Source organism: Achromobacter sp. SLBN-14, from assembly GCF_006715415.1.
In the GTDB taxonomy this organism is placed as follows: Bacteria; Pseudomonadota; Gammaproteobacteria; order Burkholderiales; family Burkholderiaceae_B; genus Achromobacter; species Achromobacter mucicolens.
On record NZ_VFNE01000001.1, the window covers coordinates 2,588,152 to 2,612,976 of the forward strand.

Consider the following 24,825-nt stretch of genomic DNA (forward strand, 5'->3'; position numbering starts at 1 on the left):
CATAAGAGGATTGACGGGCACACGATGAGAGTTTTGCAAGTTAACGGATACCAGTCGCCGGGACGCCGCTTCAACGGGCTTTCCCTGAAGCCTCATCTCGAGGCGCTTGGTGTTTCGTCCAAGCATTTCGTGTGGGAGCAGGACCGTCAGGAAGCAGGCGTCGTGAGCCTGCACGGCAAGCTGCTGCGCAAGGTCAACCGGCTGACGCGGGGCGTCGAGAAAGTGCTGTCGCTGCAATCGCAGCTGTATTCCAACGGCATGCACATGCGCCGCATGGAAGCGTTCCGCGAAGCGGACCTGGTTCACTACCACATCATCCATTCGGGTTTTCTGAGCATGCAGTCGCTGCCGGCGATGACCGCCGAGAAGCCCTCGCTGTGGACGCTGCACGATCCGTGGGCGATGACCGGCCATTGCATTCACCCTTTTTCGTGCCAGCGATGGAAGACGGGCTGCGGCCAGTGCCCCGATCTGAAGACCGATTTTGCGATCCAGCGCGACACGACGGCGCTGAACTTCCGGCTCAAGCGGATGGCCTACCGGCGCTCGAACTTCGAGATCCTGGTGGCTTCGAGCTGGATGGAGAACATGGTCCGGCAGTCGCCCCTGATGGACGGCGTGCCCGTTCACAAGGTGCCGTTTGGCCTGGACCTGGATTTCTTCAAACCCGGTGACCAGGCAGCGGCCAAGGCCCGCCTGGGCATCGAGCCGCATCGGCTGGTGCTGTGCTTCCGGTCCGTGGTCAACGATTTCAAGGGCCTGCAGTATGTGATCGAGGCGCTGGACCGCTTGCAGACGCAGGTGCCCATCTGCCTCTTGACGCTCAACGACAAGGGCCGGATCGAGAAGTTCAAGGACAGGTTTCAGGTCGTCGAACTAGGCTGGACGAATGACGATAGCGTGATGCAGGACGTCTATAGTGCGACTGACCTGTTCCTCATGCCGTCGCTGGCCGATTCGTTTGGGTTGATGGCGGTCGAGGCGATGGCTTGCGGCAAGCCCACCATCTGCTTCGAAGGGACCGCCTTGCCCGAGGTCGTGTTCACGCCGGAAGCGGGGCTGGCGGTGCCGTCCCGCGATTCGGCCGCGCTGGCGGCGGCGATGGAGCGGCTGATCGGCGATCCCCAGGAGCGGCTGGCACGAGGCGCAAGATCGCGCCAGTTGGCCGAGCAGCACTATGACATACGCTTGCAGGCCGAGCGTATGGTGGATGTTTACGAACGTGTTATCCACGGAAGGCAGTCGGGAAAATGACAACGGCGGATACGTTGACCACCAGGATTGCGGATCCGAAGTCCGAGGCGGTGCCTGGCAAACAGAGAGCGGCCTGGGCGGACCTGTGCCGGGTGGTGGCCATCTATGGCGTGATCCTGATTCACTCCTGCGGCGCGGCGTTCTACGCCTTCGGCAAGAGTCCGTTGCCCGACTGGCTGTCGGCCAACGCGCTGGATTCCGCCGTGCGCGTGGCGGTGCCGCTGTTCGTGATGATTTCGGGCGCGATGCTGCTGCGCCCGGGGATGCAGGTGGTCTCCACCGGCAACATCCTGCGCCGGGTGCTGAAGGTGTTCATCCCGCTGGTCTTCTGGAGCGCCGCGTTCCTGTACCGCAACGGTGCGCTGGGCAGTTACGGCGCGGGCCTGCTCGCGATGTTTTCCGAGCCGGTGATGTACCACCTGTGGTTCGTGTACATGATCGTGGGGCTGTATGTCCTGCTGCCTTTCCTGCAGGCAATCTACGAAGTGCTGCGCAGCCGGCCGGCGCTGAGCGTCTATTTCTTCGTGATCTGGTTCGTCGTCACCAGCGTGCCGCAGTATTGGCCGCTGCCGGTCCTGCGGATCATGCAGCTCACCAGCTTTCTTGGGTATGGCGGGTTGTTCATCCTGGGCGGCCTCTTGGCCGGCGTTGACCGCAAGGCCATCTCGCGGTGGGCGTGCATTGCCGTCTATGCCATCTGCTCGGCGATCACGTTCTATCTGACGTGGCGCTTCAGCGAAAAGGCCGGCGTGCCGGTCGAACGCGCCTACGTCTATTTCACGCCTAACGTGGTCATTGCGTCGATCGCGGCGTTTCTGGCGTTCGTGACGGTAGATCTGTCGGCCCGGTCCGCGGCGATTGCGAAATGGCTGAGCGACCGCGCCTTCATCATCTTTTTCGTGCATGTGGTGGTGCTGGAGCATGTTCGCTTCAGCAGCGCGATCCGCATTGCGACGGAGCACCTGCCTGCCGGGCTCGTGATCCTGTTGATTTCCCTCAGCACGTTTTTCATCTGCGGTGTTATCGCGGCCGCGATTCGCCTGATTCCGGGAGCCAGCCGTGTTGCCGGATAACGATTCGATCACCATGGACCATCCGAACGCGCGCAAGGGCAGGATTCTGCTGGTCAGCTACGCCTTCCCGCCCATGCAGGTGCAGATGACGGCAGCGGTCTACAAGCCCATGGCCGCGCTTGCCCGGTCCGGATACGACGTCGATGTCGTGTGCGCGGACTCCTTCTGCGCGGAATTGCCGCTGGATCACAGCCTGCTGCCGTTCGCCGAGAAGACGTTCGGCCGGATCGACCGGCTGCGGCCCGCGAAGAACCTGATGAGCCTCGTGCGGTCCTCCATCCGCAAGCTCGATCGCGTGCCGGACCTGATGACCGTGCTGCGCGAATCCGCGTACAGCAAGCTCATGGACATGGATCTCAGCCAGTACGACGCCGTGATGACCTGGTCGCCGTTTCATTCGGTCAACGCCGTGATGACGCGCGTGAAGAAGGCGCGGCGCAACGTGAAGTGGCTGGCACAGTTCAGCGACCCCTGGGCGGGCAATCCGCTTGAGGTCAGCCGGCTGACCAAGCTGTGGAACGCCCGGCACGAGCCGCGCGCGGTGGCGGCGGCCGATTTCATCGTGCACAGCTCGCGATATTCCCTGGATCTGATGATGCAGGGGCAGCCCGAATCCGTGCGCCGCCACACCGATGTGATTCCCCATGCCTTCGATGAAGCCCTCTTCCCGCAGCGGCCGAAAGCAAGGAACGATCGCATCATCATGCGTTATGTGGGCGTGCTGTACGGCCGCCGCTCGCCCGAACCGCTGTTCCAGGCATTGGGACGCCTGTTTCAGCGGCGGCCGGACCTGCGCGGCGTGCTCTGCCTCGAGCTGATCGGCCTGGTGCCGCCCGAGATGCTTGCCACCGAGGCCGCCATGAGCCTGCCGGAGGGCACCGTGCGCGCCGTCGGCAACGTATCGTTCGTCGAATCGCTGGAGCAGATGTACGACGCGGACATTCTGCTGCTGATCGAAGCCAATGTGCGCCAGAACCTGTTCCTGCCCAGCAAGCTGTCCGACTACATCGGCGCGGATACGCCTATCGTGGGCCTGACGCCGCCGGGCGGTTCCGAGGACGCAATGAAGCACCTTGGCTGCTGGCACGCCCGCCCGTCCGAGGTCGAGGATATCGAGAAGGCGGTCGAGGGCGCCGTGGACCACGTGCTGCGCAAGGACGGGACCGATTGGTGCAATCAGGCCTACCGCGATACATTCAGCGGCAATCGGATCGCGCAGCGCTTTGGCAAGATCCTGGAGGGGCTCTGACGCTGGCTTGCCCGCAGGCACCGCCAGTTCCCGCATATCCATGCCCATAAGCTACTAATCAAAATGGCTGTAGAAGTCGTCTTATACGCACCCAACGTGCATACCGGCGGCGGCCTTGTGCTGCTGCAGGCGCTTTTGGGCGCCTGGCCGGCGGGTTCGCCGCTGCGTCTTTTTCTGGATGCCCGCAACGAACCGCGGGTGCAGATTCCCGAGGGCGCTGCCGTGCATTGGGTGGCGCCGACGGCGCTGGCCCGCCTGAAGGGAGAGTTCGCGGCGCGCCGGGCTGCGGGACCAGACGCCATCCTTTTCTGCTTTCATGGCCTGCCGCCGGTGCTGCCTTCACGCGCTCGCGTCGTCGTGTTCCTGCAGAACCGGAATTACCTGCGCGGCGTACGGCTGTCGCAGTTTCCGCTGCCCACGCGGCTGCGCCTGATCTTCGAGCGGACAATCGGGCGGTGTTTCCGTCATCGGGTTTCGGAGTACGTGGTTCAGACGCCGACCATGCGCCGCGAGGTGCTGGATTGGCTTGGTGCCGCCGAGCGCGTGCCGCCCGTCAGGATCGCGCCTTTCGTGGCCGACATCACCGTGGGCGATACCGCAGTGCAGACAGAGCGGACCCGTCAGTGGGATTTTGTCTATGTGGCCGACGGCGTGGCGCACAAGAATCATCGGCGGCTCCTCGAAGCTTGGCGGCTGCTGGCCGAGGACGGTTTGCGTCCGTCGCTTGTTTTGACTCTGGGCCCTCGGGACAAGGTCTTGGCGCAGGAACTTCTGGCCGTGGCGGACCGCCACGGGCTGCGGGTCGAGAATCGGGGCGAGCTGACGCGTGAAGGCGTGGCGGCGCTGTATGCGCAGGCGGGCGCGCTGGTGTTCCCCTCGTTCGGCGAATCGTTTGGCCTGCCGTTGATCGAGGCCGCCAATGCCGGCCTGCCGATCGTGGCGTCCGAGCTCGATTATGTGCGCGACGTGTGCGTGCCCGTCCAGACGTTCGATCCGGGCTCGGCCACGTCGATTGCGCGGGCGGTGCGCCGCCAGCTGGACGCGCCCAGCCCGGTGGTGGCGCCCGAAACACCCGCGCAGTTCTGGGCCCGGCTCCGTGCCGATTCCTCAGTAGCGAGCGCCTCGTGAGAATCCTGATCGTCAGCCAGTATTTTTGGCCGGAACAGTTCTTCATCAACGACTTCGTGCGCGCATTGACGGCGCAGGGGCATGTGGTCGAGGTGCTGACCGGCAAGCCCAACTATCCGGACGGCAAGATCTTCGACGGCTATACCGAAGAGGGTTGCACGAGCGAGCAGTGGGATGACGGCACCGTGATTCATCGGGTACCGCTGCGCACGCGGCGCGCGGGCGGCGGCAAGAATCTGGTCCTCAATTACTTGTCGTTTGTCGTCAACGGGCTGCGCCATGGGTACCGGGCTGTCGGGCACAAGGATTTCGATGTCGTCCTGGCGGTGGCATTTTCGCCGATCACGTCGGTAATCCCCGCTATTTACCTCAAATGGCGCAAGAAACTGCCGCTGGCGATCTGGATTCAGGATCTCTGGCCGGAAAGCCTGAGCGCGACCGGCTTCGTGCGAAACCGCACGATTCTTGCCGGCGTGGGGATGATGGTACGGGCGATATATGGGGCCGCATCGCTGCTGCTCGTGCAGTCCAAGGCATTCCGCGAGCCCGTTGCACGTCTGGCCTCTGACAGCAAGATCGTCTACTACCCCAATTCAAGTCCCGATCCCCGCGCAACGCCACTGAAGCCTTGCACGTTGCCGGCCTCCCTGCTGGCCACGCTGGAGGATAATTTTTGCGTCGTCTTTGCAGGTAACCTTGGGACTGCCCAATCGCTGCATACAATCCTTGCCGCCGCGCGCAAGCTCAAAGGGCGCAACGATTCCAGAATCGTGCTGGTGGGCAGCGGCAGCATGCTGGGGCGAATCCGCGACGAGGTGGAGCGAGAAGGCTTATCCAATGTCGTGCTTGCCGGGCGCTTTCCCAACGATCAGATGCCGCATATCTTTGACAGGGCGGGGGCGTTGCTGGTCACTTTAAATAGGGACGCGATCCTGGCGCAGACGATTCCCAGCAAGGTGCAGGCGTATTTGGCCGCGGGCCGGCCGATCATCGGCGCGCTGGATGGGGCGGGCGCCGAGGTCATTCGTGATGCGGGCGCCGGGCTGGTATGCGCCGCCGAGGATTCGGATGGTCTGGCCGACTGCATAGAACGACTGCGCGCAATGAATGAGGGCGAGCGCGAGGCGCTTGCCGCCTCCGGCCGCCGGTTCTACCTTGAGCATTATGAGATAACCCGTCAGGTCGACCGATTAGTGAGTATTCTTTCTGAGAAACTCGAATTGAAAGAGAAGGCTTAGCATGAAAATTTTGGTTCTAGGGGTAACGGGCATGCTGGGTAGCGCGGTTTTTTCGCGCTTCAGCGACGATCCGGCATTCGAGACGTACGGGACGCTGCGCGGTGCGGCTGGCCTGCGCCATTTCGATGAGCGCCATCGCAATAATCTGCTGACCGGCGTCGACGTGCTGGATAATGATTCCCTCGTGACGGTAATGGCCCGGGTCAAGCCGGACGTGGTCATCAACTGTGTCGGTTTGATCAAGCAGCTTGCCGATGCCAAGGATCCCTTGGCGGCGCTGCCGGTGAACGCCATGCTGCCGCACCGGCTGTCGCGCCTGTGCGCGCTGGCGTCGGCCCGCCTGATCCACGTCAGCACCGACTGCGTGTTCGATGGCCGCAAAGGGATGTACCTGGAATCGGATCCCTCCGATGCCGAGGACCTTTACGGCAAGTCGAAGTACATTGGCGAGGTGACGTCCGACGTCAACGCCATCACCCTGCGCACGTCGATCATCGGTCACGAATTGGGCAGCAATGTGGCCCTGGTGGACTGGTTCCTGTCGCAACCGGGCCCCGTCAAGGGATTCACGCGCGCCGTGTTTTCCGGCCTGCCGACCACCGAGCTGGCGCGGGTGATGAAGGACTTCGTGATTCCCCATCCCGAGCTGCACGGCCTGTATCACTGCGCCGTTGCGCCGATCGACAAGTATTCGCTTCTGAAGCTCGTGGCGCAGGTATATGGCAAGGACATCGACATCATTGCAGATGATCAATTGAAGATCGACCGGTCGCTGGATGCCACGCGCCTCTTGCAGGCAACGGGTTATGTGCCTCCCTCGTGGCCGGAATTGATTCGTGAAATGCACGCGCATCGCCTGGTTCCCTAACGGATTGAATGGTTAATTTATGTTCGACAATAAAGTTCTCATGATTACCGGCGGCACCGGGTCCTTTGGACATACGGTGCTCAAGCGTTTCCTTTCCACTGATGTGCGAGAGATCCGCGTCTTCAGCCGCGACGAAAAAAAACAAGAGGACATGCGCATTGCCTTGGCCGACGACAAGGTCAAGTTCCACATCGGCGACGTGCGCGATTACGACAGCATCGCCCAGGCGATGATCGGCGTGGACTATGTGTTTCATGCGGCCGCGCTCAAGCAGGTGCCGTCCTGCGAGTTCTATCCCATGGAAGCGGTCAAGACCAACGTGCTTGGCACGGAAAACGTCCTGAACGCGGCGATTGCAGCCGGTGTGCAACGCGTGGTCGTGCTGAGCACGGACAAGGCGGTGTACCCGATCAACGCCATGGGCATCTCCAAGGCAATGGCCGAGAAGCTGGTGGTGGCCAAGTCCCGCGTCGCCGTCAATAACGGTCCGGTGATCTGCGCGACGCGCTACGGCAACGTGATGGCCTCGCGCGGCTCGGTGATTCCGCTGTTCATCAGCCAGCTGAAGACGGGCGAACCGCTTACCGTCACCGATCCCAACATGACGCGCTTCCTGATGTCGCTCGAGGATTCGGTGGACCTGGTGCTGCATGCGTTCGAGCACGCCAAGCAAGGCGACATCTTTGTCCAGAAGGCGCCGGCTTCCACCGTCGCCGACCTGGCGGTTGCGCTCAAGGAACTGATTGGCGGTGACAGCCCGCTCAAGGTGATCGGCACGCGGCACGGTGAAAAGCTGTACGAGTCGCTGATTTCGCGCGAGGAAATGGCAAAGGCCGAAGACATGGGCCGCTATTACCGGATTCCCGCCGATAACCGGGATCTGAACTACAAGAAGTATTTCGTCGAAGGCGAAACCGAGATTTCCGAGCTGGACGATTACACGTCGCACAACACGGAGCGACTGGATGTCGAAGGTGTGAAGAAGTTGCTGTTGAATCTGGAATACATCCGGGGGCAGATCGATGCTTAAGGTCATGACGCTGGTCGGCACGCGTCCGGAACTCATCAAGATGAGCCGCGTCATCGCGGAACTGGATGCGCAGGTCGATCATGTACTGGTGCATTCCGGCCAGAATTACGACTACGAACTGAATCAGGTGTTTTTCGACGACCTGCAGATTCGCAAGCCGGATTATTTTCTGGGCGCTGCGGGCGATACCGCGGCCAAGACGATCGGCGACGTCATCATCAAGTCCGACGAGATCTTCGAACAGGAAAAGCCGGACGCGCTGCTGCTGTACGGCGACACCAACACCTGCCTGGCGGTAATCGCCGCCAAGCGCCGCAAGATTCCGGTGTTCCACATGGAGGCGGGCAATCGCTGTTTCGATCAGCGCGTGCCCGAAGAGCTGAACCGCAAGGTGCTCGACCACCTGAGCGACATCAACATGGTCCTGACCGAGCATGCGCGCCGCTACCTGATCGCCGAAGGCATCCGTCCCGAGACGATCATCAAGACCGGTTCGCACATGCAGGAAGTGCTGGCGTACTACATGGACGACATCCAGAAGTCGGACGTGCTGGCGCGCGAAGGCCTGACCGAAGACAAGTTCTTCCTGGTCAGCGTGCACCGCGAAGAAAACGTGGACACGCCGCAGAACCTGCGCGATCTGCTCGACACGCTGCGCCACCTGGCCGACACGTACGAGTACCCGATCATCGTGTCGACGCACCCGCGCACCCGCAAGCGCCTGGAGGCGTTGGGTGACGCGCTGGACCATCCGCTCATCCGCTTCGTCAAGCCGTTTGGCCTGCTCGACTACATCAAGCTGCAGATGGGCGCATTCTGCGTGCTGTCCGATAGCGGCACGATCACGGAAGAAGCTTCGCTGCTGAACCTGCCGGCCATCACGGTGCGCAATGCGCACGAGCGTCCTGAAGGCATGGACGAGGGCACGCTGATCATGAGCGGCCTGAAGGCCGAGCGGGTGGCTGACGCGGTTCGCGTGGTCACCAGCCAGCATCGCCGCGGCGAGCGCGTGATTCCCGTGGTCAAGGACTACGAAGGCGGCCCGGTCTCCAAGCAGGTCGTGCGCGTGGTGTTGAGCTACACGGATTATGTGAACCGGACTGTGTGGTCGAAATCCTGAACCGTCACCTGACTGCTGAATCATGCCTACAGTGATTTTCTGGTGCATTCTGGCGGCGGCCTTGGGTTTGGCCTGGGTACTTACCGGCGCGTTGCGCCGGTATGCCCTGGCCAGCCGCAGGCTGCTTGACGTCCCGAACAGCCGCAGTTCGCATGTGGTCACCACCCCGCGTGGCGGCGGCGTGGCCTTTGTGCTGAGCTTTCTGCTCGGCCTGCCGGTGCTCGTCTGGCTGGGCCTGCTGCCTGCGGTGACCGCGGTGGCGTTGGGCGGAGCGGGCACGGCCGTGGCCATCATCGGATTTCTGGACGACCGCGGCCATGTCGCGGTCCGCTGGCGGCTGCTGGTGCATTTCGGCAGCGCGGCCTGGCTGATGGCCTGGTTTGGCGGGTTGCCCGCGGAAGCGCTGGGCCAGGCGTCCGCGTTCTGGGCGGCCGTGGCAAGCGTGCTGGGTGTTTTTGCGCTGGTCTGGCTGCTCAACCTGTACAACTTCATGGATGGCATCGACGGCCTGGCTGCGTCGGAGGCGATCTGCGCGGCGGTCGGGGCAAGCGTGATCTACGTTCTGACCGGACACGAAGGCGCCATCGTCGCGCCCCTGCTGCTGGCTGCGGCCGTGGCGGGCTTTCTGTTGTGGAATTTCCCGCCGGCGCGCATTTTCATGGGCGATGCCGGCAGCAGCTTTCTGGGCATCGTCCTGGGTGGCCTGGCGCTGCACGGCGCGTGGCAGCAACCGGCCTTGTTGTGGGCCTGGCTGATCCTGCTGGGCGTCTTTGCCGTGGATGCAACCTGGACGCTGCTGCGACGGCTTGGACGCGGCGAGCGCGTTTACCTGGCGCATCGCATGCACGCGTACCAGCACGCCACGCGACGCTTCGGCGCGCACAAGCCGGTTCTGCTGACGGTAATTGCGTTGAATGTGTTCTGGCTGTTCCCCATCGCGCTTTGCGTGGCGCGCGGCTGGCTCTCGCCGCTGGCAGGTGTGCCTTTGGCGTATGGCCCTTTGCTGGCGCTTGCGATAGGCTGCAAGGCGGGCGTGCCCGAGAACTCCGGTCACCATCCGCAGGCGTCATAAGACGGCACTGAGGAAACCTCCGTTATGTGTTTTTCCCGGTCCGCTTGAGTGGCGGCCGTATTGCTACACTTTCATTTCGAGTCTTGGATTGAGACCACGAAGACCAAACGCCCACAATGACGAGCGGCATGAGTTTCCGGCAGATGCCGCTCGGTTGGGGTGACAAAAAGGGACAATAAGAGACGATGGCGAGATCGCTAGTGATTATCGGGGCGGGCATGCACGGACGCGCGGTGGCCGAGGCCGCCGAGCTCAGCGGCCATTGGCAGGAAATCCTGTTTGTGGACGACCGCTGGCCCGCCTTGCAGGAGAGCGCGGGCCGCAAGGTCGTGTCCAATCTGGCGGGCTTGAGCAGCTTGAGCGGCCTGGCGGCCGACCAAGCCCAAGCGATTGCGGCAGTCGGCAATAACGCGTTGCGCGCCGGCTGGGTCAAGGCGATCGAAGCCGCGGGCTTGCCCCTGGCGACGGTGATTCATCCGGCGGCCTGCGTCAGTCCCAGCGCCACCATCGAGGCAGGAACCGCGATCCTGGCGATGGCGATGGTGGGTGCGAGCGCCTATATTGGCTCGGGGTCCATCCTGAACGCGCACAGCTCCGCGGATCACGATACCCATCTGGAAAACTATGCGCACCTGGGCACCGGCGTGCATCTGGCCGGCGGCGTGAAAGTCGGCGCGGGCGCCTGGCTTCAGGCGGGCTGCTGTGCGGGCTATGGCGTGGTCGTTCCCCCGGACACGGTGTATCCCCCGGGAACCGCGCTGACCAATTGATTCGCCTTGACTGAATTTGTCGTCAATCCTTTAACTGGACGTCGCTGGACGTAAACCGTGCCATTACCCATCGCTTTTCGTTCACTCATGGTGTTTCTGTTCGACCTGTTGGCGGCCCTCGTCGCCTGGGTGGGGGGCTTTCTTCTGCGCTTCAATTTCGAATGGCCGGTGGGTTATGGCAACCAGATGCTGTTCGGCCTGCCGCTGCTGCTGATCGTGCACGCGATCGCTTGCCGTTGGGCCGGTCTTTATCGCGGCATATGGCTCTTTGCCAGCCTGCCCGACCTGAAGCGCGTCCTGAAGGCCGTGGCGGTCTCGGCGATCGCGCTGCTGATCGTCGCCAACCTGGTTCCCCCCTCGTTTTCGATTCCCCGCTCGCTGTTCCTGCTGTATCCGCTGCTGCTGCTCCTGTTCATGGGCGGCGGCCGGGCGGCGTGGCGGATGTGGAAGGAGCACCGGCTGTACGGCGGCCTGATCGCCCAAGGCAAACCCGTGGTGCTGGTGGGGGCGGGCATGCGCGCCGCTTCGCTGGTGCGCGAGCTTGAGCGCAGCCCGGACTGGCAGGTCGTCGCGCTGGTCGACGACAACCCCAAGAAGTGGGGCCGGGAACTGGGCGGTTATCCCGTTGTGGGATCGCTGGATCGCCTGCCCAGCGTGCTGCAGGAGTTCAAGGCGCGGCACATCATCCTGGCCATGCCGGGCGCCGCGGCCGACGTCAAGCGCCGCGTGACGGAGTTGGCCGTGCATTCGGGCGCGCAGGTCTTCGTGCTGCCCGAGGTGGACGACCTGATGAGCGGGCGCGTCGCCATCAGCCAGATGCGGCCTGTCGAGATCGAGGATCTGCTGGGCCGCGACCCGGTTGAGATCGACTCGGCCCACGTCAGCACTCTGTTGCGGGGCACCACCGTGCTCGTGACCGGGGCCGGCGGGTCGATCGGCAGCGAGCTTTGCCATCAGCTCGTGCGCTTTGCGCCGGCGCGCGTCGTGCTGGTCGAAACGAGCGAATACGCGCTCTACAAGATCGAACAATGGTTTTCCACGCATTGGCCGGGCGTCAGCCTGGTCACGCTGGCGGGCGACGTGAAGGACGCCGACCGCATGGATGAGATCTTTGCGCGCTACCGGCCGCAGGTGATCTTCCACGCCGCCGCGTACAAGCATGTCCCCCTGATGGAGGTCGACAACGCGTGGCAGGCGGTGCGCAACAACGTGGGCGGCACGCTGGTCGTGGCCCAGTGCGCGCAGCGGCACAAGGCTGAACGCTTCGTCCTGATTTCCACCGACAAGGCGGTCAACCCCACCAATGTCATGGGCGCAACCAAGCGCCTGGCCGAGATGGTGTGCGAGGCCTTCCAGGCCGAAAAGGGCGGGACGCGCTTTGGCATCGTCCGATTCGGCAACGTGCTGGGCAGCACCGGCAGTGTCATCCCGAAATTCCATCAGCAGATCCAGCACGGCGGGCCGGTCACGGTCACGCATCCGGACATCACCCGCTATTTCATGTCCATTCCCGAAGCCGCGCAGCTGGTGCTGCAGGCGGCCGCCATGGGAGACGGGGGCGAGATCCATGTGCTGGACATGGGGTATCCGGTCAAGATCGTGGATTTGGCACGCAACATGATTCGCCTGTCGGGGTACGACGAAGAGCAGATCCGGATCGAGTTCACCGGGTTGCGGCCGGGCGAAAAGCTCTATGAAGAATTGCTGGCCGATTGCGAACAGACGCGGCCGACGCCGCATACCAAGTTGCGCATCGCCCGCTCGCGGCCCGTGCCGCCGGCGTTCCTGCGGGAATTGACCGAATGGCTCGAGAGCAGCAAGACCTACAGCGACGAAGTCGTGCGCGCCGGGTTGTTGCGATGGGTGCCGGAGTACACGCCCAAGGCGCATGAGGCCGGGTCTGAAGGGATGGCGGGCGTTTCCGCGCGCACGGAGGCCTCGTCATGATGGCCGGCACCGATACGCGTCGCGTGGGCGTGCTGGGCGCGACCAGCCTGGTGGGCGCCGCGCTGCTGAGCGAACTGAAGGCCCAATCATTCGCGCCCATCGCCTATTCCCGCCGGCGCGCCGCGTCCGCGGACGATGGCGTCCAGTGGCGCGCGCTTCCCGAGGCCGGCGGCAAGCCGGAATCGGTGTTTGGCGAACAAGATATTCCGGTATGGGTGTCGCTGGCGCCCATCTGGATCCTGCCGCAATATTTCGACGCGCTGCGCGCCAGCGGGGCCAAGCGAATTGTCGCCCTGTCCTCGACCAGCCGGTTCACGAAGACGTCGTCTTCGGTGGAATCCGAACAGGCCCTGGCGCGCAAGCTGATCGACGCCGAGGCCGCGCTGATCGCCTGGGCTGAAGCGGCCGGCGTCGAGTACGTGATCCTGCGTCCGACCCTGATCTACGGGGGCGAGCACGACGGCAACATTTCCGAAATTGCCCGTTTCATCCGCCGGTTTGGCATGTTTCCGGTGTTTGGCGCCGCGCGCGGGCTGCGGCAGCCCGTCAAGGCCGCCGATATCGCGGCGGCAAGCGTTGCGGCCGTTACCGCGCCGGCGGCGGCCAATCAGGCGTACAACCTGTCGGGCGGCGAAACCCTGCAATACCGGCAGATGGTGGCCCGGGTGTTCGCGGCGATGGGCAAGCGCCCGCGCATCCTGACCGTGCCGCTGGGCATCTTCAAGCTTGCGCTGGCGGGCGTGCGCCTCGTGCCGCGCTATAGGCACTGGTCGGTCGGCATGGCCGAACGCATGAACGAAGACCTGGTGTTCGCGCATGACGACGCTCAGCGCGACCTGGGCTATCGGCCATCAAAGTTCGAACCCTAGGCAAGGCACCGGGCGCGCATGGATCCGGCGGTTTGTTGTAAATTGCCGGAATTCGCGGGATTTTCCATTGCCTTTCAATTGGTCCAAGCAACCGTGATCGACGCTTGCACACGGCCTGAACCATTGCATTCTTCTTGATGCCCACTCGCATTCTCATTGTCCGCACGTCTTCCCTGGGCGATCTCGTCCACATGCTGCCGGCGATCACGGATATCGCCCGGCATGTGCCGGACGCGCAGATCGACTGGGTCGTCGAGGAAGCGTTTGCCGAGATCCCGACGTGGCATCCCGCCGTCAACGAAGTCATCAAGGTCGCGCACCGGCGCTGGCGTAAGTCGTGGTGGTCCGCCCAGGTGCGGGCCGAGCGCCGCGCGCTGCGCGAGCGCCTGCGCGCCGTGCGCTACGACATTGTCCTGGACATGCAAGCCCTCTTGAAATCGGCCTGGCTGGTGCGCCAGACGCAGGGCATCAAGCACGGGCTGGACTGGCGGTCGGCGCGCGAACCGCTGGCCTCGCTGTTCTACAACGTGCGTCATCGCGTCGAGTTCTGGCAGCCCGCCGTGATCCGCCAGCGCAAGCTGGCCGGCCTGACGTTCGGCTACCAGCACGCCGGCCTGCCGGATTTTGGGCTGCAATCCTTTGCGCGCCAGGCCACGCAGGCGCCCGAGCCGGTCGTGGAAGTGGGCAGCGGCGGCCTGAACGCCGCCGAGCTGCCCCGGCTGCACCACCTGGACACGGACCGCGGCTATGCGGTGATCATGCCGTCGGCCAGCCGCGACGACAAGCTGTGGCCCGAAGAGGACTGGCGCGTGGTGTTCCGCCGCCTGCGCGAGGCCGGCTGCACGCTCAAGCTGCTGGCGGGCAACGAACAGGAAGCCGAACGCGCCCAGCTGCTGGTGGCCGGCATGGAAGGGGCCGAGGTGATGCCCCGCATGGACCTTACCGCGGTGGCCAAGCTGCTTGCCGGCGCGCGCCTGATGGTGGGGCTGGACAGCGGCCTCACGCATCTGTCGGCCGCGTTGGGCCGTCCCACGATCGGCATCTACCGCGCATCCACGCCGGTACGCACCCCGCTGGTCGGATCCAACTACACCGCCAGCTTGGGCGACCGCGGCGCCTCGCCGTCGCGTGAGGCCGTCATGGCCTCGGTCGAGCAGGCGCTCGCCGCGCAGTGACATGAACCGCGGCGTCTACACGCTGGCGCTGCGGACCCTCGCGCCGCTGATCTGGCTGTGGATGGCCCGCCGCGCCAAACGCGCAGGCGGCCGCTGGGAAATCTTTTCTCCCGAGCGTTTCGGCCGCGCCGAGCCCGCCTCGCAGTCACCGGACAACCCCGTCTGGGTGCATGCCGTCAGCCTGGGCGAGACACGGGCCGCGCTGCCACTCTTGAACGCGTTGCTGGCGCAAGGCCTGCCTGTGTTGCTGACGCACACGACGGCGACGGGCCGCGCCGAGGGCGAGCGCCTTTTCAAGGACGCAATCGCCCAGGGACAGCTGCGCCAAGCCTGGCTTCCCTACGATTTTCCGGGCGCGACCCGCCGCTTCATGGCGGCGCACCGTCCGCGCTGCGGTCTGCTGATGGAGCGCGAGATCTGGCCGAATCTGCTGGCAGCGGCCCGGCAGGCCAAGGTGCCCATGGCGCTCGTCAGCGCGCGCTATTCCGCGTCGTCGCTACGGCAGGCGCGCCGGATGGGCAGCGTGATGCGCGAGGCGCTGGCGGGTCTGGACAAAGTGCTGGCGCAGACGGCGGAAGATGCCGGCCGGCTGGCGCAGGCTGGGGCGCCCGCGGCCCAGATCACCGGCAATCTCAAGTTTGACCTTGTGCTGCCGGCCGCGCAGGTCGAGGCAGGACACGCCTGGCGCGCGCATCTGGGACGTTCCGTGGTGGCCGTGGCCAGCACGCGCGAGGGCGAGGACGCCCCGTTCATCGCGGCCATCAAGCGCCACGCGGTTGCACCGGGCGCGCCGCTCTTTCTGTTGATTCCGCGGCATCCGCAGCGTTTTGACGAAGCGGCGGGGCTGCTGTCGAACGCGAAAGTGCCGTTCGAACGGCGCTCGGCGGGCGCCGCCGCATCGCCGGATACCGCCGTGCTGCTGGGCGACACGCTGGGCGAAATGGCTTTTTATTACGCGGCTTCGGATGTGGCGATCGTGGCGGGCAGCTTTGCGCCGCTGGGCGGCCAGAACCTGATCGAAGCCTGCGCGGCGGGCGTGCCCGTGATCGTCGGGCCGCATACGTTCAATTTCAAGCAGGCGGCCGAGGATGCCATCGAGGCCGGCGCGGCACGCCGCGCGGCGGATCCGGTGCAAGCGGTGGACGCCGCGATGGCGCTGCTAAGCGATACGGCCGGCAGGCGGCAGGCGAGCAAGGCGGCCAGGGCCTGGTTCGACCAGCACGCCGGCGCCACGGCGCGCACGATGGCCGCGCTGGCGCCCTGGCTGGGCGAGCCGGCCGCGCGCCGGTAAGGCGTTCGTCAAGGCGCTAGTTAAGGCGTTTTGCGCGGCGTCAGCGTCACGGCGCCGGGGTTCAATTCCTGGCTGAACCGCCGCGCGTCCCGGCCCTCGTCCTCGGGCCGGGCGCCCAGCCAGCCCTGTCCCAGCGCAAAAACGCCCAGGTTCGCAAGCAGGATCAGGATGAAGAGCACGCGCATGCCGTACCTTCGTCAGAAAGAGGTGTTCAACGTGGCGCGCGCCACGGCGGCCAGCCCGTCCAGGACGGGATGGTCCAGGTAGACGGGAACGGGCGTCGCGCCAAACGCGCCGCCCGCATCGGCCAGCAGGCGTTCGATTTCTTGATGCACTTCGGGCCAGCCGCCGCCGGCCGCGTAGATCTGCGGCGTCTGGCCGTAGCGCTGGCGGCCCGCCAGCCATTGGCGCACGACGGCGCCGGCCTGGGCCGCGGCAATGCCCGAGGCGATGGCCTCGTGCGTGTCCGTGGGGTAGGGCACGACCTGGCCGTTGGCGATGGGCAGGTTGGCCGTGCCGTGCGCAAGCGAGGTGCGCATCATGGCCGGGCCCGGCAGGATCAGGCCGCCCGCGAAGACGTTGTCCGGTCCGACGGTGTCGATGGTGGTGGCGGTGCCGAAGCTGGCCAGCACGAAAGGCGGATGCGTGCCCGGCAGGCGCGAGAGCACGCCGAGCAGCGATGCCCAGCGGTCGGCGCCCAGCTGGGTGGGGGTGCGATAACTGTTGACCAGACCCAGCGTCGTTGCTTGCGACAGCGACCAGGTGACCGCGCAGCCGTGTTTGTTCAGGATGTCCGCGATGGCGTCGCCGCGCGCCGCGCCGGCGACGTTCACGCCCAACGCGCGCAGCGGCGGCCGCGGCAGGGCGGCCAGCCAGTCATCCAGCGCGTTCAGGTCCAGGCCGTCGAAGGCGACGGCCGCGGGCTCGCGCGGCATGTCCGGATTGCTGGCGTCCAGCCAACCCACTTTGAGTCGGCTGTTGCCGGAGTCGATGAGAATAATCATGCTTGGCGTCGAATCGAAATTTCACCGACCGAGATCGGTGTGGCGCCCTCGGGCGTTTGCACCAGCAGGCGGCCTTGATCGTCCACGCCACAGGCGGTGCCGCTTAGAAGAATAGCGCCCTTGTCCAGCACGTTCACCTTGCGGCCCGCCAGGGCGTCCACCTGGTCGAAACGCTGCCGGAATACGCCGAAGCCTTCGCGTTCGAGCGTGCGGACCGCCTCGTGCCAGGCCGTGGCGCTGGCGCAGACCAGGTCGGCAGCCGCAGCCGCGTGCGCGGCGCCGGCCTGCACCTGGGTCCAGTCCGCGACCTCGCGGCCCAGGGCAAGCGACAGCTCGGCCGCATCGATAAGGTTCACGCCCATGCCGATCACCACGGTGTATCCGGCGTCGCGGCCGCCTGGATTGCGGGTGGTTTCCACCAGGATGCCGGCCAGCTTGGCATCGTGCCATTGGACGTCGTTGGGCCATTTCATGCACAGGCCGCGCGGCTCGGGCCCGGCGACGGTGCGCAGCGCCTCGCAAGCGGCCACGCCGGCCAGCGGCGATAACGCGGCCAGTTGCGTGGCCGGCAGGTGCACGTCGAATGCGCACGAGAACATCAGCGTGGAGCCCGAGCGGTTCTGCCACGGGCGGCCGGCGCGACCCCGGCCGGTCTCTTGCAGATGCGTGCCCAGCAGCCAGGGCTTGCCCGCGCCGGCGCCCGAGCGCGCGCGCGCAAGCAGGTCGGCATTGGTCGATCCGGTGCTGCGGGTCCAGGCAATGTCCTGGAAGGCGGGCAGGCGGTCCGCGAGCGTCCGGGCAAGCGTTTCCGGGTCGGGCAGGTCGATGGGGCAAACGGGGGCGGGCATGGCCGCGATTGTAGGGCACGCGGGCCGCGCTCGCGGCTGCGGGGCCCCAGCGTTTATGATTGGCGATACATTTTGCATCGGTACCCCGACGACATGCCGCATTCCGCATTGCTTGCGACCGCCGCCGCGCCTTTTCGATACGAAGGCGGGGTTTGCCATGTGGGCGGCGATTGGAGCGTCCTGGCGCTGGCCGAGTCGGGCGAGGTCGAACGCAGGCGCGCGGCCCTCGCGCAGGCGGCCAAGGACGGCGCCCGTTGGGACATGCACAGCATCCACCGGCTGGACACCATCGGCGCGCTGATCATCTGGCAGGCCTGGGGCGAGAAGCTGCCCGAGCGCGTGCGCTGGGGCGCCGGGCAGCAGGATGTCTTCAACACGCTGGCGATGAACAAGGGCGAGACGCCCGTGACAGCGCCCAAACCCGAGACATGGTCGTGGGTTCGCGCCACCGGCGGCGCGGTCCTGCAGGCCGCCGAAAACGGCAAGGCGCTGCTCATCATGCTGGGCCAGCTCGTGCTGGATGTCGGCGCCATGCTGCGCCGGCCCTGGCTGGGCCCGTGGCGCGAGATCTCCGCGCAGGTGTACCGGACCGGCGCGCAGGCGCTGGGCATCACGGCGCTGGTGGGCTTTCTGATCGGCGTGGTGCTGTCTTACCTGTCGGCCCAGCAGCTTCAGATGTTCGGCGCCGACCGCTTCATCGTGCGCCTCCTGGGGGTCTCGATCGTGCGAGAGCTGGGACCGGTGCTTGCGGCGATCCTCGTGGCCGGCCGGTCGGGATCCGCGATTACGGCGCAGATCGGGGTGATGCGCGTGACGCAGGAACTGGACGCGATGCTGGTGATGGGCATTTCGCACGGCCAGCGCCTCATCCTGCCGCGCGTGGTGGCGCTGGCGGTCACGATGCCGCTGCTGGTGCTGTGGACCAGCGCCATGGCGCTCTTGGGCGGCATGCTGGCGGCGATGGCGCAGCTGGGCGTGTCCGCGCAGTGGTTCCTGCAATCGCTGCCGGATGCGATCTCGCTGACCAATTACTGGATCGGCATGCTCAAGGGCGTGACCTTCGGCATCCTGATCGCGCTCATTGCCTGCCACTTCGGCCTGCGCATCCAGCCCAACACCGAAAGCCTGGGACGCGGCACCACGACATCCGTGGTTACCTCGATCACGGGCGTGATTTTGCTGGATGCGGTGTACGCGGTCATCTTCAGCACGGTGGGCATCTGATGAATAGCGCCGCGCAACACCGGTTGTTTACCGAAGAGGGCGTCACCGTCGAGCCGGTCATCACCGTGCGCGGCCTTCGCACGGCCTTCGGCGATCACGTGGTGCACGAGAACCTGGACCTGACGGTGTTTCCGGGAGAAATCCTGGTGCTGGTGGGCGGCTCGGGCACGGGCAAGACGGTGCTGCTGCGGCAGATCATCGGACTGGACGTGCCGGCCGCGGGCACCGTGAAGGTGCTGGGGCATACGCTTTCGGAACTGTCTCCGGGCGAACGCCGGCGCCTGTCATACCGCTGGGGCATGCTGTTCCAGGCGGGCGCGCTTTTCTCGGCGCTGTCGGTGTTCGACAACGTGGCGCTGCCGCTGCGCGAACTGCGCACGGTGCCCGAAGACCTGGTGCGCGACGTGGTCATGTGCCGGCTTGCGATGGTGGGCCTGTCGTCGCGCGATGCGGACAAGCGTCCCTCGGACCTGTCCGGCGGCATGGTCAAGCGCGTGGCGCTGGCGCGCGCGCTGTCGCTGGACCCGGAATTACTGTTCCTGGACGAACCCACGGCGGGGCTCGATCCGCTGCGGTCCGACGAATTCGTCGACCTGGTGCGCAGTTTGCACCGGCAGCTTGGCTTTACCGTCGTCATGGTGACGCACGACCTGGACACGCTGCTGGCGCTGGCCACGCGCGTGGCCGTGCTGGCCGAGAAACGGGTGATCATTTGCGACACGGTGCCTGAAGTCCTGAAGTTCGATCACCCGTTCATTCATACGTTCTTCCTGGGCGAGCGCGGCTTGCGCGCGCTGGGAGATTTGGCACCGAAGGGAATGCACCATGGAAAACCGTAGTCAGGCGCTCATGGCCGGTATCTTCACGCTGGTCCTGCTGGCTGCCGCGACGCTGACGGCCATCTGGATCGGCCGCGACCGGACGCAATTGCAGCCATACGAAATCATTTCGGCCACGGCCGTCACCGGCCTGAATCCGCAATCGGCCGTGCGCTACCAGGGCGTGCCCGTGGGCCGCGTGCAGTCGCTGGCGCTCAATCCCGACAAGCCGGGGCAGGTGCGCATCCGGATTGGCGTGGCCCCCAACACGCCGATCACCGAATCGACCTGGGCCGAACTGGGCGTGCAGGGCGTGACCGGCATGGCCAACGTGGACCTGCGCGATGACGGCTCGTCGCTCAAGCGCCTGACGTCCACGGCCGAGCATCCGGCCGCCATTCCGCTGCGTCCGGGCTTTCTGGACCGCATCGAAAAGCGCGGCGACAAGCTGATTTCCAACGTCGAGGTGGCGACGGAGCAATTGAAGCGCGTGCTGAGCGAACAGAACGTGCAGGCCCTCACGGCCAGCCTGCAGAACGCCACCGACATCTCGCAGTCCCTGAAGGACGCCACCCGTGATCTGGCGCCCACGCTGGCCAAGCTCGGTCCGCTGATGGATTCCTTGAACACCACCTCGCGCCAGGCCGACCGCGCCGCGCGCGAGATCGGCGACCTGGCCCAGCAGGCCCGACAGTCGCTCGCGCGATTGAACGCGCCCGACGGCCCGCTGGCCGTCGCCACCCGCAGCCTGAACGACATCGCGCTGGCCGCCGCGCGGCTCGATGGCGAGACCTTGCCGGCCTTCACCACCATGGCCAACGATGTCAGCACGGCCGCACGGGGCGCCACCACCACCTTGCGCCGTGTGGACAGCACGCCGCAATCGTTCCTGTTCGGTCCCGCGCCCATTGCGCCGGGACCCGGCGAACCCGGCTTTGCCGGATTCCGGAGATAGATCCCATGAAGATGCGCAGCGCCATTCTGATCCTGACCCTGGCCCTGGCCGGTTGCGGCATCGGCCGCGTGGACGCGCCGCCCCAGTTGTTCGACCTGGGGCTGGACGCGCGGCCGGTGCCTGCGTTGCCGGCGCGCGATCCGATCGCGCTGTCGTTCCAGGCCGCGCCGGGGCTGTCCGACACCGGCATGATCTGGCGCGTGGGCGACAGCGCCGCGCCCCGGTCGTACGCCACCTATCGCTGGGCGGCCTCGCCCGCCGAGCTGGTGCGCCAGCGCATCACCGATCGCCTGTCGCGCCAGGGCGCTGTGCTGGGCGACCGCGTCACGTTGCAGACGCCGCAATTGCAGGTGTCGCTGGCGCAGTTCGAGCAGGTGTTCACCGAGGACGGCCAGTCGAGCCAGGGACGCCTGCTGCTGCAAGCCGTGCTGCTGAACGGGCGCGAGGTCGTGGACCAGAAGCGCATCATGGTGGCCGCGCCCGCGCCCACGCAGGATGCCGCAGGCGGCGTGGCCGCGCTGCGCCAGGCTACCGACGAGGCCAGCGACCAGCTTGCGCAATGGCTGGCGGCGACGCTGCGACCGCCTGCCGCTGCGCGCGGAAAGTGAGCTCGGGCTCGCGCTTGCGCGCGCCGTTGACGGTTGACCCGGATTTCGCCGCGCGGGCCGGGCGGTTAACATCGTTCCTTTTTCCGCACGTTGAGTCCCGCCATGTCCGCACGCACTGAAACCCACGCTTTCGTCGGCGCCGCCGGCCGTATCGATTGCGCCATCGACTGGCCCGCCGACGCGCCGCGCGGCTGGGCGCTGGTGCTGCATCCGCATCCGCTGCAGGGCGGCGCACGCGAGAACAAGGTGGTCACGACCTTGTCGCGCGCCTGCGTGCAGCACGGCCTGGTGGCGGTGCGTCCCAACTTCCGCGGTGTCGGCCACTCCGAAGGCGTGTTCGACAAATCCGTCGGCGAAACCGAAGACATGCTGGCCGTCGTGGCGCAGATGCGCGAGCTGCACCCCGAGCTGGCGCAGGCGCCGTGGGTGCTGGCGGGATTCTCGTTTGGCACGGCGGTCGCCGCGCAGACCTACGCCGCGCTGGCCGAACAGGGCGACGCCGTCCTGCCGTCGGCGCTGATGCTGATGGGGCCGGCGGTCAACCGCTTCCAATCGCACGAAGTGCAGGTGCCCGACGACACGCTGATGGTGCATGGCGAAGAAGACGAGGTGGTGCCGTTGTCCGAAGCCATGGACTGGGCGCGGCCGCGCTCGATTCCGGTCGTGGTGGTGCCGGGCGCCTCGCATTTTTTCCACGGCAAGCTGCTCGTGCTGCGTCAGCTGGTGCAGGCCCGCCTGAAGGTCGCGCTGGACTGAAACGGGCCTTGCCGCCGCGGCAGGTTGCATCAGGTTGCATGTTTTAGGCGCGCAGGGAACCCTGCGCGGCCGGGATGGGTCTGATCGACTGCCTATAATTGTCAGCCACTTGCCCCGCGCCGGCGGGCGTCATTCCTGGACCCACGTTGCCGATGAAGAAATTGCCTCACTCCGCTCAATCCCCCGTTGTCTTTACCCGCCGCCTGATCTCGGGCGCCGTGTTGTCAGCGATGCTGGCGGCCTCACTGCCGGCGTGGGCGCAGCAGGCGCCAGCCGCACCCGCCGCCGCGCCGGCCGCGACGGCCCCGGCGCCGTCGCCCTCGGGTGCAGTGCCTGTTGGCGACGTGTCGGCCGTCCCGGCTCCCACCATCGCGGCCAAGGCCTGGATCGTCATCGATGTGAACAGCGGCCAGACACTGGCCGCATCCAACCCCGACATGAAGGTCGAGCCGGCCTCGCTTACCAAGATCATGACGGCCTACGTCGTGTTCAACGCGCTGGACGAAAAGCGCCTGACGCTGGAGCAGACCGTGCCGGTGTCCGAGCACGCGTGGCGCACGGGCGGCTCGCGCATGTTCATCGAGCCGCGCAAGCCGGTCACGGTGGACGAACTGAACCAGGGCATGATCGTGCAATCGGGCAACGACGCCTCCGTGGCGCTGGCCGAAGCCGTGGGCGGCAGCGAATCCGCCTTTGCCGCGCTGATGAACCAGGAGGCCGAGCGCCTGGGCATGAAGAACACGCACTTCATGAACGCCACGGGCCTGCCCGATCCCCAGCACGTGACGTCCACGCGCGATCTGGCCACGCTGTCCGCGCACCTCATCACGGATCACCCGGACTTCTTCCACTACTACAAGCAGAAGAGCTACACCTACAACAAGATCACGCAGCCCAACCGCAATCGCTTGTTGTGGGCCGACCCCTCGGTCGATGGCATGAAGACCGGCCATACCGACTCGGCCGGTTACTGCCTGGTCTCCACGGCCATGCGCGGCGACCGCCGCATCCTGGTGGTCGTGGTGGGCACCGACAGCGAAGCCACCCGCGCCGAAGAAAGCCTGAAGCTCCTGAACTGGAGCTTCCAGAACTTCGACACGGTCAAGCTGTTCGACAAGAGCCAGCCTGGCATCGACGCCCGCGTCTGGGAAGGCACCGCCGAAAACGTCAAGCTGGGTCCGCCCAATCCGGTGTCCATCGCCGTGCCGCGCGGCAAGGCCGGCGACTTGAAGCCGGTTGCCCAGCGCACCGATCCGCTGATCGCGCCGCTGGCCAAGGGTCAGCAGGTCGGCACGCTGCAGTTCACGCTGGACGGCAAGGTGCTGCGCACCGAACCGCTGGTGGTCCAGGACGCCGTCGAGCGCGCCGGGTTCTTTGGCCGCATGGTCGACACCGTCAAGCGCTGGTTCCAGTAAATCGGCGCACCGCGGCCGGGGCCGCGGGTGTAAGCTAGCAGCGGGCGTTTCGTGCGCGAAACGCCCGTTTTGCATTCTTCGGGGGCGGGCCGCGCGGCTCGTCCCTGTTCCATTTCAAATTCAGGAGTGCCTCATGATTCCGGGCGTGCCGGGCGAAAGCCAGGTGTATCTCAACGGTGAATTCCTGCGCATGGACGAGGCCAAGGTCTCCGTCCTGGACCGCGGCTTCATTTTCGGCGACGGCATTTACGAAGTCGTCCCCGTGTACCAGGGCAATGCGTTCCGCATGGCCGAACACCTTGACCGTCTTGACCGCAGCCTGGCCGCCTTGCGCATCGCGCAGCCGTTCGACCGCAGCGGGTGGATCAACCTGATCGAGCAGTTGCTGGACCGCTCCAACCTGGACACCTGCATCGTCTATCTGCAAGTGACGCGCGGCGTGGCCAAGCGCGACCATCCGTTCCCGTCGCCGGCCGTCACCCCCACGGTGTTCGGCATGATCGCGGCCTGGTCGCCGCCGACGGCCGCGCAACGCGCACAGGGCCTGTCCGCCATCAGCATCCCCGACGAACGCTGGCTGCACTGCGAGATCAAGTCCGTGTCCCTGTTGGGCAACGTGCTGGCCAAGCAGCAGGCCGTGGATGCGCAGGTGGACGAAGTCCTGCAGTTCCGCGACGGCTACCTGACCGAAGGCGCGTCCACCAATATCTGGGTCGTTTCCGGCGGAAAGCTGCTGGCCCCGCCCAAGAACAACCTGATCCTCGAAGGCATCCGCTACGGCCTGATGGGTGAACTGGCCGCCGAGGCCGGCATCCCGTTCGAGTCCCGCCGGATCTCGCAAGCCGAGGTGGAGCAGGCCGACGAGCTGATGCTGTCGTCCGCCACCAAGGAAGTGCTGGCCATCGTTTCGCTGGACGGCAAACCGGTCGGTTCGGGCAAGCCCGGCCCTGTTTTTGAGCAATTGCGTGCGGGTTATGATGCCCGCATCGCCGCGCTGTAGTCCCGGCGCGGGGCGGCCCGCTTGCGATACCTGCGGGTCGGCCGCCCGCCCCGGCGGCGCCCGCCGGCACTTGCCGGCGCGCCGCTTGCCCCCATATAAGAACATTCAGGGGC

At 65.8% G+C, this 24,825-nt stretch carries 24 protein-coding genes; 21 read left to right on the plus strand and 3 right to left on the minus strand.

Annotation, left to right across the window (positions count from 1 at the left end; translation table 11 throughout):
- Window positions 1–609: 609 nt before the first annotated feature.
- The 14 genes from FBY20_RS28115 to FBY20_RS11895 all read left to right on the plus strand — a co-directional run bounded on the left by FBY20_RS28115 (window position 610) and on the right by FBY20_RS11895 (window position 16,084).
- Window positions 610–1,254 carry a glycosyltransferase gene (locus FBY20_RS28115; protein WP_370458367.1) on the plus strand — a complete coding sequence of 215 codons (645 nt, stop codon included), beginning with the start codon at window positions 610–612 and terminating at the stop codon, window positions 1,252–1,254.
- A 14-nt stretch (window positions 1,255–1,268) separates the two neighbouring features.
- Window positions 1,269–2,327 carry an acyltransferase gene (locus tag FBY20_RS11835; protein ID WP_160144403.1) on the plus strand — a complete coding sequence of 353 codons (1,059 nt, stop codon included), beginning with the start codon at window positions 1,269–1,271 and terminating at the stop codon, window positions 2,325–2,327.
- A complete protein-coding gene (locus FBY20_RS11840) occupies window positions 2,314–3,576 on the plus strand; it encodes a glycosyltransferase family 4 protein (RefSeq protein ID WP_142052288.1) in 1,263 nt (420 codons plus the stop codon). The genes FBY20_RS11835 and FBY20_RS11840 overlap by 14 nt, the downstream gene beginning before the upstream one ends.
- A 63-nt stretch (window positions 3,577–3,639) precedes the next feature.
- Window positions 3,640–4,704 (plus strand): glycosyltransferase, encoded by a 1,065-nt coding sequence (locus FBY20_RS11845; RefSeq protein ID WP_142052290.1) that lies wholly within the window; start codon window positions 3,640–3,642, stop codon window positions 4,702–4,704.
- Entirely contained in the window at window positions 4,701–5,942 is a 1,242-nt protein-coding gene (locus FBY20_RS11850; protein WP_142052292.1) for a glycosyltransferase family 4 protein, read from the plus strand. The genes FBY20_RS11845 and FBY20_RS11850 overlap by 4 nt, the downstream gene beginning before the upstream one ends.
- Window position 5,943: 1 nt before the next feature.
- Window positions 5,944–6,810 (plus strand): SDR family oxidoreductase, encoded by an 867-nt coding sequence (locus tag FBY20_RS11855; protein ID WP_062838849.1) that lies wholly within the window; start codon window positions 5,944–5,946, stop codon window positions 6,808–6,810.
- Window positions 6,811–6,829: 19 nt separating this feature from the next.
- Complete coding sequence (locus tag FBY20_RS11860; protein ID WP_056327192.1) at window positions 6,830–7,840, plus strand: polysaccharide biosynthesis protein; 1,011 nt, start codon at window positions 6,830–6,832, stop codon at window positions 7,838–7,840.
- Window positions 7,833–8,960, plus strand: coding sequence for a non-hydrolyzing UDP-N-acetylglucosamine 2-epimerase (gene wecB, locus FBY20_RS11865; protein WP_056327194.1), 1,128 nt, complete (start codon window positions 7,833–7,835; stop codon window positions 8,958–8,960). The genes FBY20_RS11860 and wecB overlap by 8 nt, the downstream gene beginning before the upstream one ends.
- Window positions 8,961–8,982: 22 nt before the next feature.
- Window positions 8,983–10,032, plus strand: a complete 1,050-nt coding sequence (locus FBY20_RS11870) for a glycosyltransferase family 4 protein (protein ID WP_142052294.1) — start codon at window positions 8,983–8,985, stop codon at window positions 10,030–10,032.
- A 185-nt stretch (window positions 10,033–10,217) separates the two neighbouring features.
- Window positions 10,218–10,802 (plus strand): acetyltransferase, encoded by a 585-nt coding sequence (locus tag FBY20_RS11875; protein WP_142052296.1) that lies wholly within the window; start codon window positions 10,218–10,220, stop codon window positions 10,800–10,802.
- A gap of 57 nt (window positions 10,803–10,859) precedes the next feature.
- Window positions 10,860–12,749: a polysaccharide biosynthesis protein gene (locus FBY20_RS11880; protein WP_370458337.1), complete on the plus strand. Its 1,890-nt coding sequence runs from the start codon at window positions 10,860–10,862 to the stop codon at window positions 12,747–12,749.
- Window positions 12,746–13,618, plus strand: a complete 873-nt coding sequence (locus tag FBY20_RS11885; RefSeq protein WP_222119268.1) for an NAD-dependent epimerase/dehydratase family protein — start codon at window positions 12,746–12,748, stop codon at window positions 13,616–13,618. The genes FBY20_RS11880 and FBY20_RS11885 overlap by 4 nt, the downstream gene beginning before the upstream one ends.
- Window positions 13,619–13,755: 137 nt before the next feature.
- On the plus strand, window positions 13,756–14,793 hold the full coding sequence (gene waaC / locus FBY20_RS11890) for a lipopolysaccharide heptosyltransferase I (RefSeq protein ID WP_142052298.1): 1,038 nt from the start codon (window positions 13,756–13,758) through the stop codon (window positions 14,791–14,793).
- A 1-nt stretch (window position 14,794) separates the two neighbouring features.
- Complete coding sequence (locus FBY20_RS11895; protein WP_142052300.1) at window positions 14,795–16,084, plus strand: 3-deoxy-D-manno-octulosonic acid transferase; 1,290 nt, start codon at window positions 14,795–14,797, stop codon at window positions 16,082–16,084.
- A 20-nt stretch (window positions 16,085–16,104) separates the two neighbouring features.
- Here FBY20_RS11895 and FBY20_RS27765 read toward each other — a convergent pair whose 3' ends face one another.
- The 3 genes from FBY20_RS27765 to FBY20_RS11905 are packed head-to-tail and all read right to left on the minus strand — an operon-like array spanning window position 16,105 to window position 17,936.
- Window positions 16,105–16,269 (minus strand): hypothetical protein, encoded by a 165-nt coding sequence (locus FBY20_RS27765; protein WP_174245407.1) that lies wholly within the window; start codon window positions 16,267–16,269, stop codon window positions 16,105–16,107.
- Between the two features lie 12 nt (window positions 16,270–16,281).
- Window positions 16,282–17,088, minus strand: coding sequence for a type III pantothenate kinase (locus tag FBY20_RS11900; protein ID WP_056327205.1), 807 nt, complete (start codon window positions 17,086–17,088; stop codon window positions 16,282–16,284).
- The gene (locus tag FBY20_RS11905; protein WP_142052302.1) at window positions 17,085–17,936 is read right to left on the minus strand and encodes a biotin--[acetyl-CoA-carboxylase] ligase; all 852 of its coding nucleotides are present in this window, start codon (window positions 17,934–17,936) and stop codon (window positions 17,085–17,087) included. Before FBY20_RS11905 ends, FBY20_RS11900 begins: the two co-directional genes overlap by 4 nt.
- A gap of 93 nt (window positions 17,937–18,029) precedes the next feature.
- Here FBY20_RS11905 and FBY20_RS11910 point away from each other — a divergent pair, with 93 nt between their 5' ends.
- The 7 genes from FBY20_RS11910 to FBY20_RS11940 all read left to right on the plus strand — a co-directional run bounded on the left by FBY20_RS11910 (window position 18,030) and on the right by FBY20_RS11940 (window position 24,712).
- Complete coding sequence (locus FBY20_RS11910) at window positions 18,030–19,160, plus strand: ABC transporter permease (RefSeq protein WP_142052304.1); 1,131 nt, start codon at window positions 18,030–18,032, stop codon at window positions 19,158–19,160.
- Window positions 19,160–19,999, plus strand: a complete 840-nt coding sequence (locus tag FBY20_RS11915; protein WP_056327212.1) for an ABC transporter ATP-binding protein — start codon at window positions 19,160–19,162, stop codon at window positions 19,997–19,999. The genes FBY20_RS11910 and FBY20_RS11915 overlap by 1 nt, the downstream gene beginning before the upstream one ends.
- On the plus strand, window positions 19,986–20,933 hold the full coding sequence (locus FBY20_RS11920; RefSeq protein ID WP_174245408.1) for an MlaD family protein: 948 nt from the start codon (window positions 19,986–19,988) through the stop codon (window positions 20,931–20,933). Before FBY20_RS11915 ends, FBY20_RS11920 begins: the two co-directional genes overlap by 14 nt.
- Before the next feature lie 5 nt (window positions 20,934–20,938).
- Window positions 20,939–21,541: an ABC-type transport auxiliary lipoprotein family protein gene (locus FBY20_RS11925; protein WP_056327217.1), complete on the plus strand. Its 603-nt coding sequence runs from the start codon at window positions 20,939–20,941 to the stop codon at window positions 21,539–21,541.
- A gap of 102 nt (window positions 21,542–21,643) precedes the next feature.
- Window positions 21,644–22,297: an alpha/beta hydrolase gene (locus tag FBY20_RS11930; protein ID WP_056327219.1), complete on the plus strand. Its 654-nt coding sequence runs from the start codon at window positions 21,644–21,646 to the stop codon at window positions 22,295–22,297.
- 152 nt (window positions 22,298–22,449) lie between these two features.
- A complete protein-coding gene (locus tag FBY20_RS11935) occupies window positions 22,450–23,712 on the plus strand; it encodes a D-alanyl-D-alanine carboxypeptidase family protein (protein WP_142052305.1) in 1,263 nt (420 codons plus the stop codon).
- Window positions 23,713–23,845: 133 nt separating this feature from the next.
- A complete protein-coding gene (locus tag FBY20_RS11940; RefSeq protein ID WP_056327224.1) occupies window positions 23,846–24,712 on the plus strand; it encodes a D-amino acid aminotransferase in 867 nt (288 codons plus the stop codon).
- The last annotated feature ends 113 nt before the right edge of the window (window positions 24,713–24,825 follow it).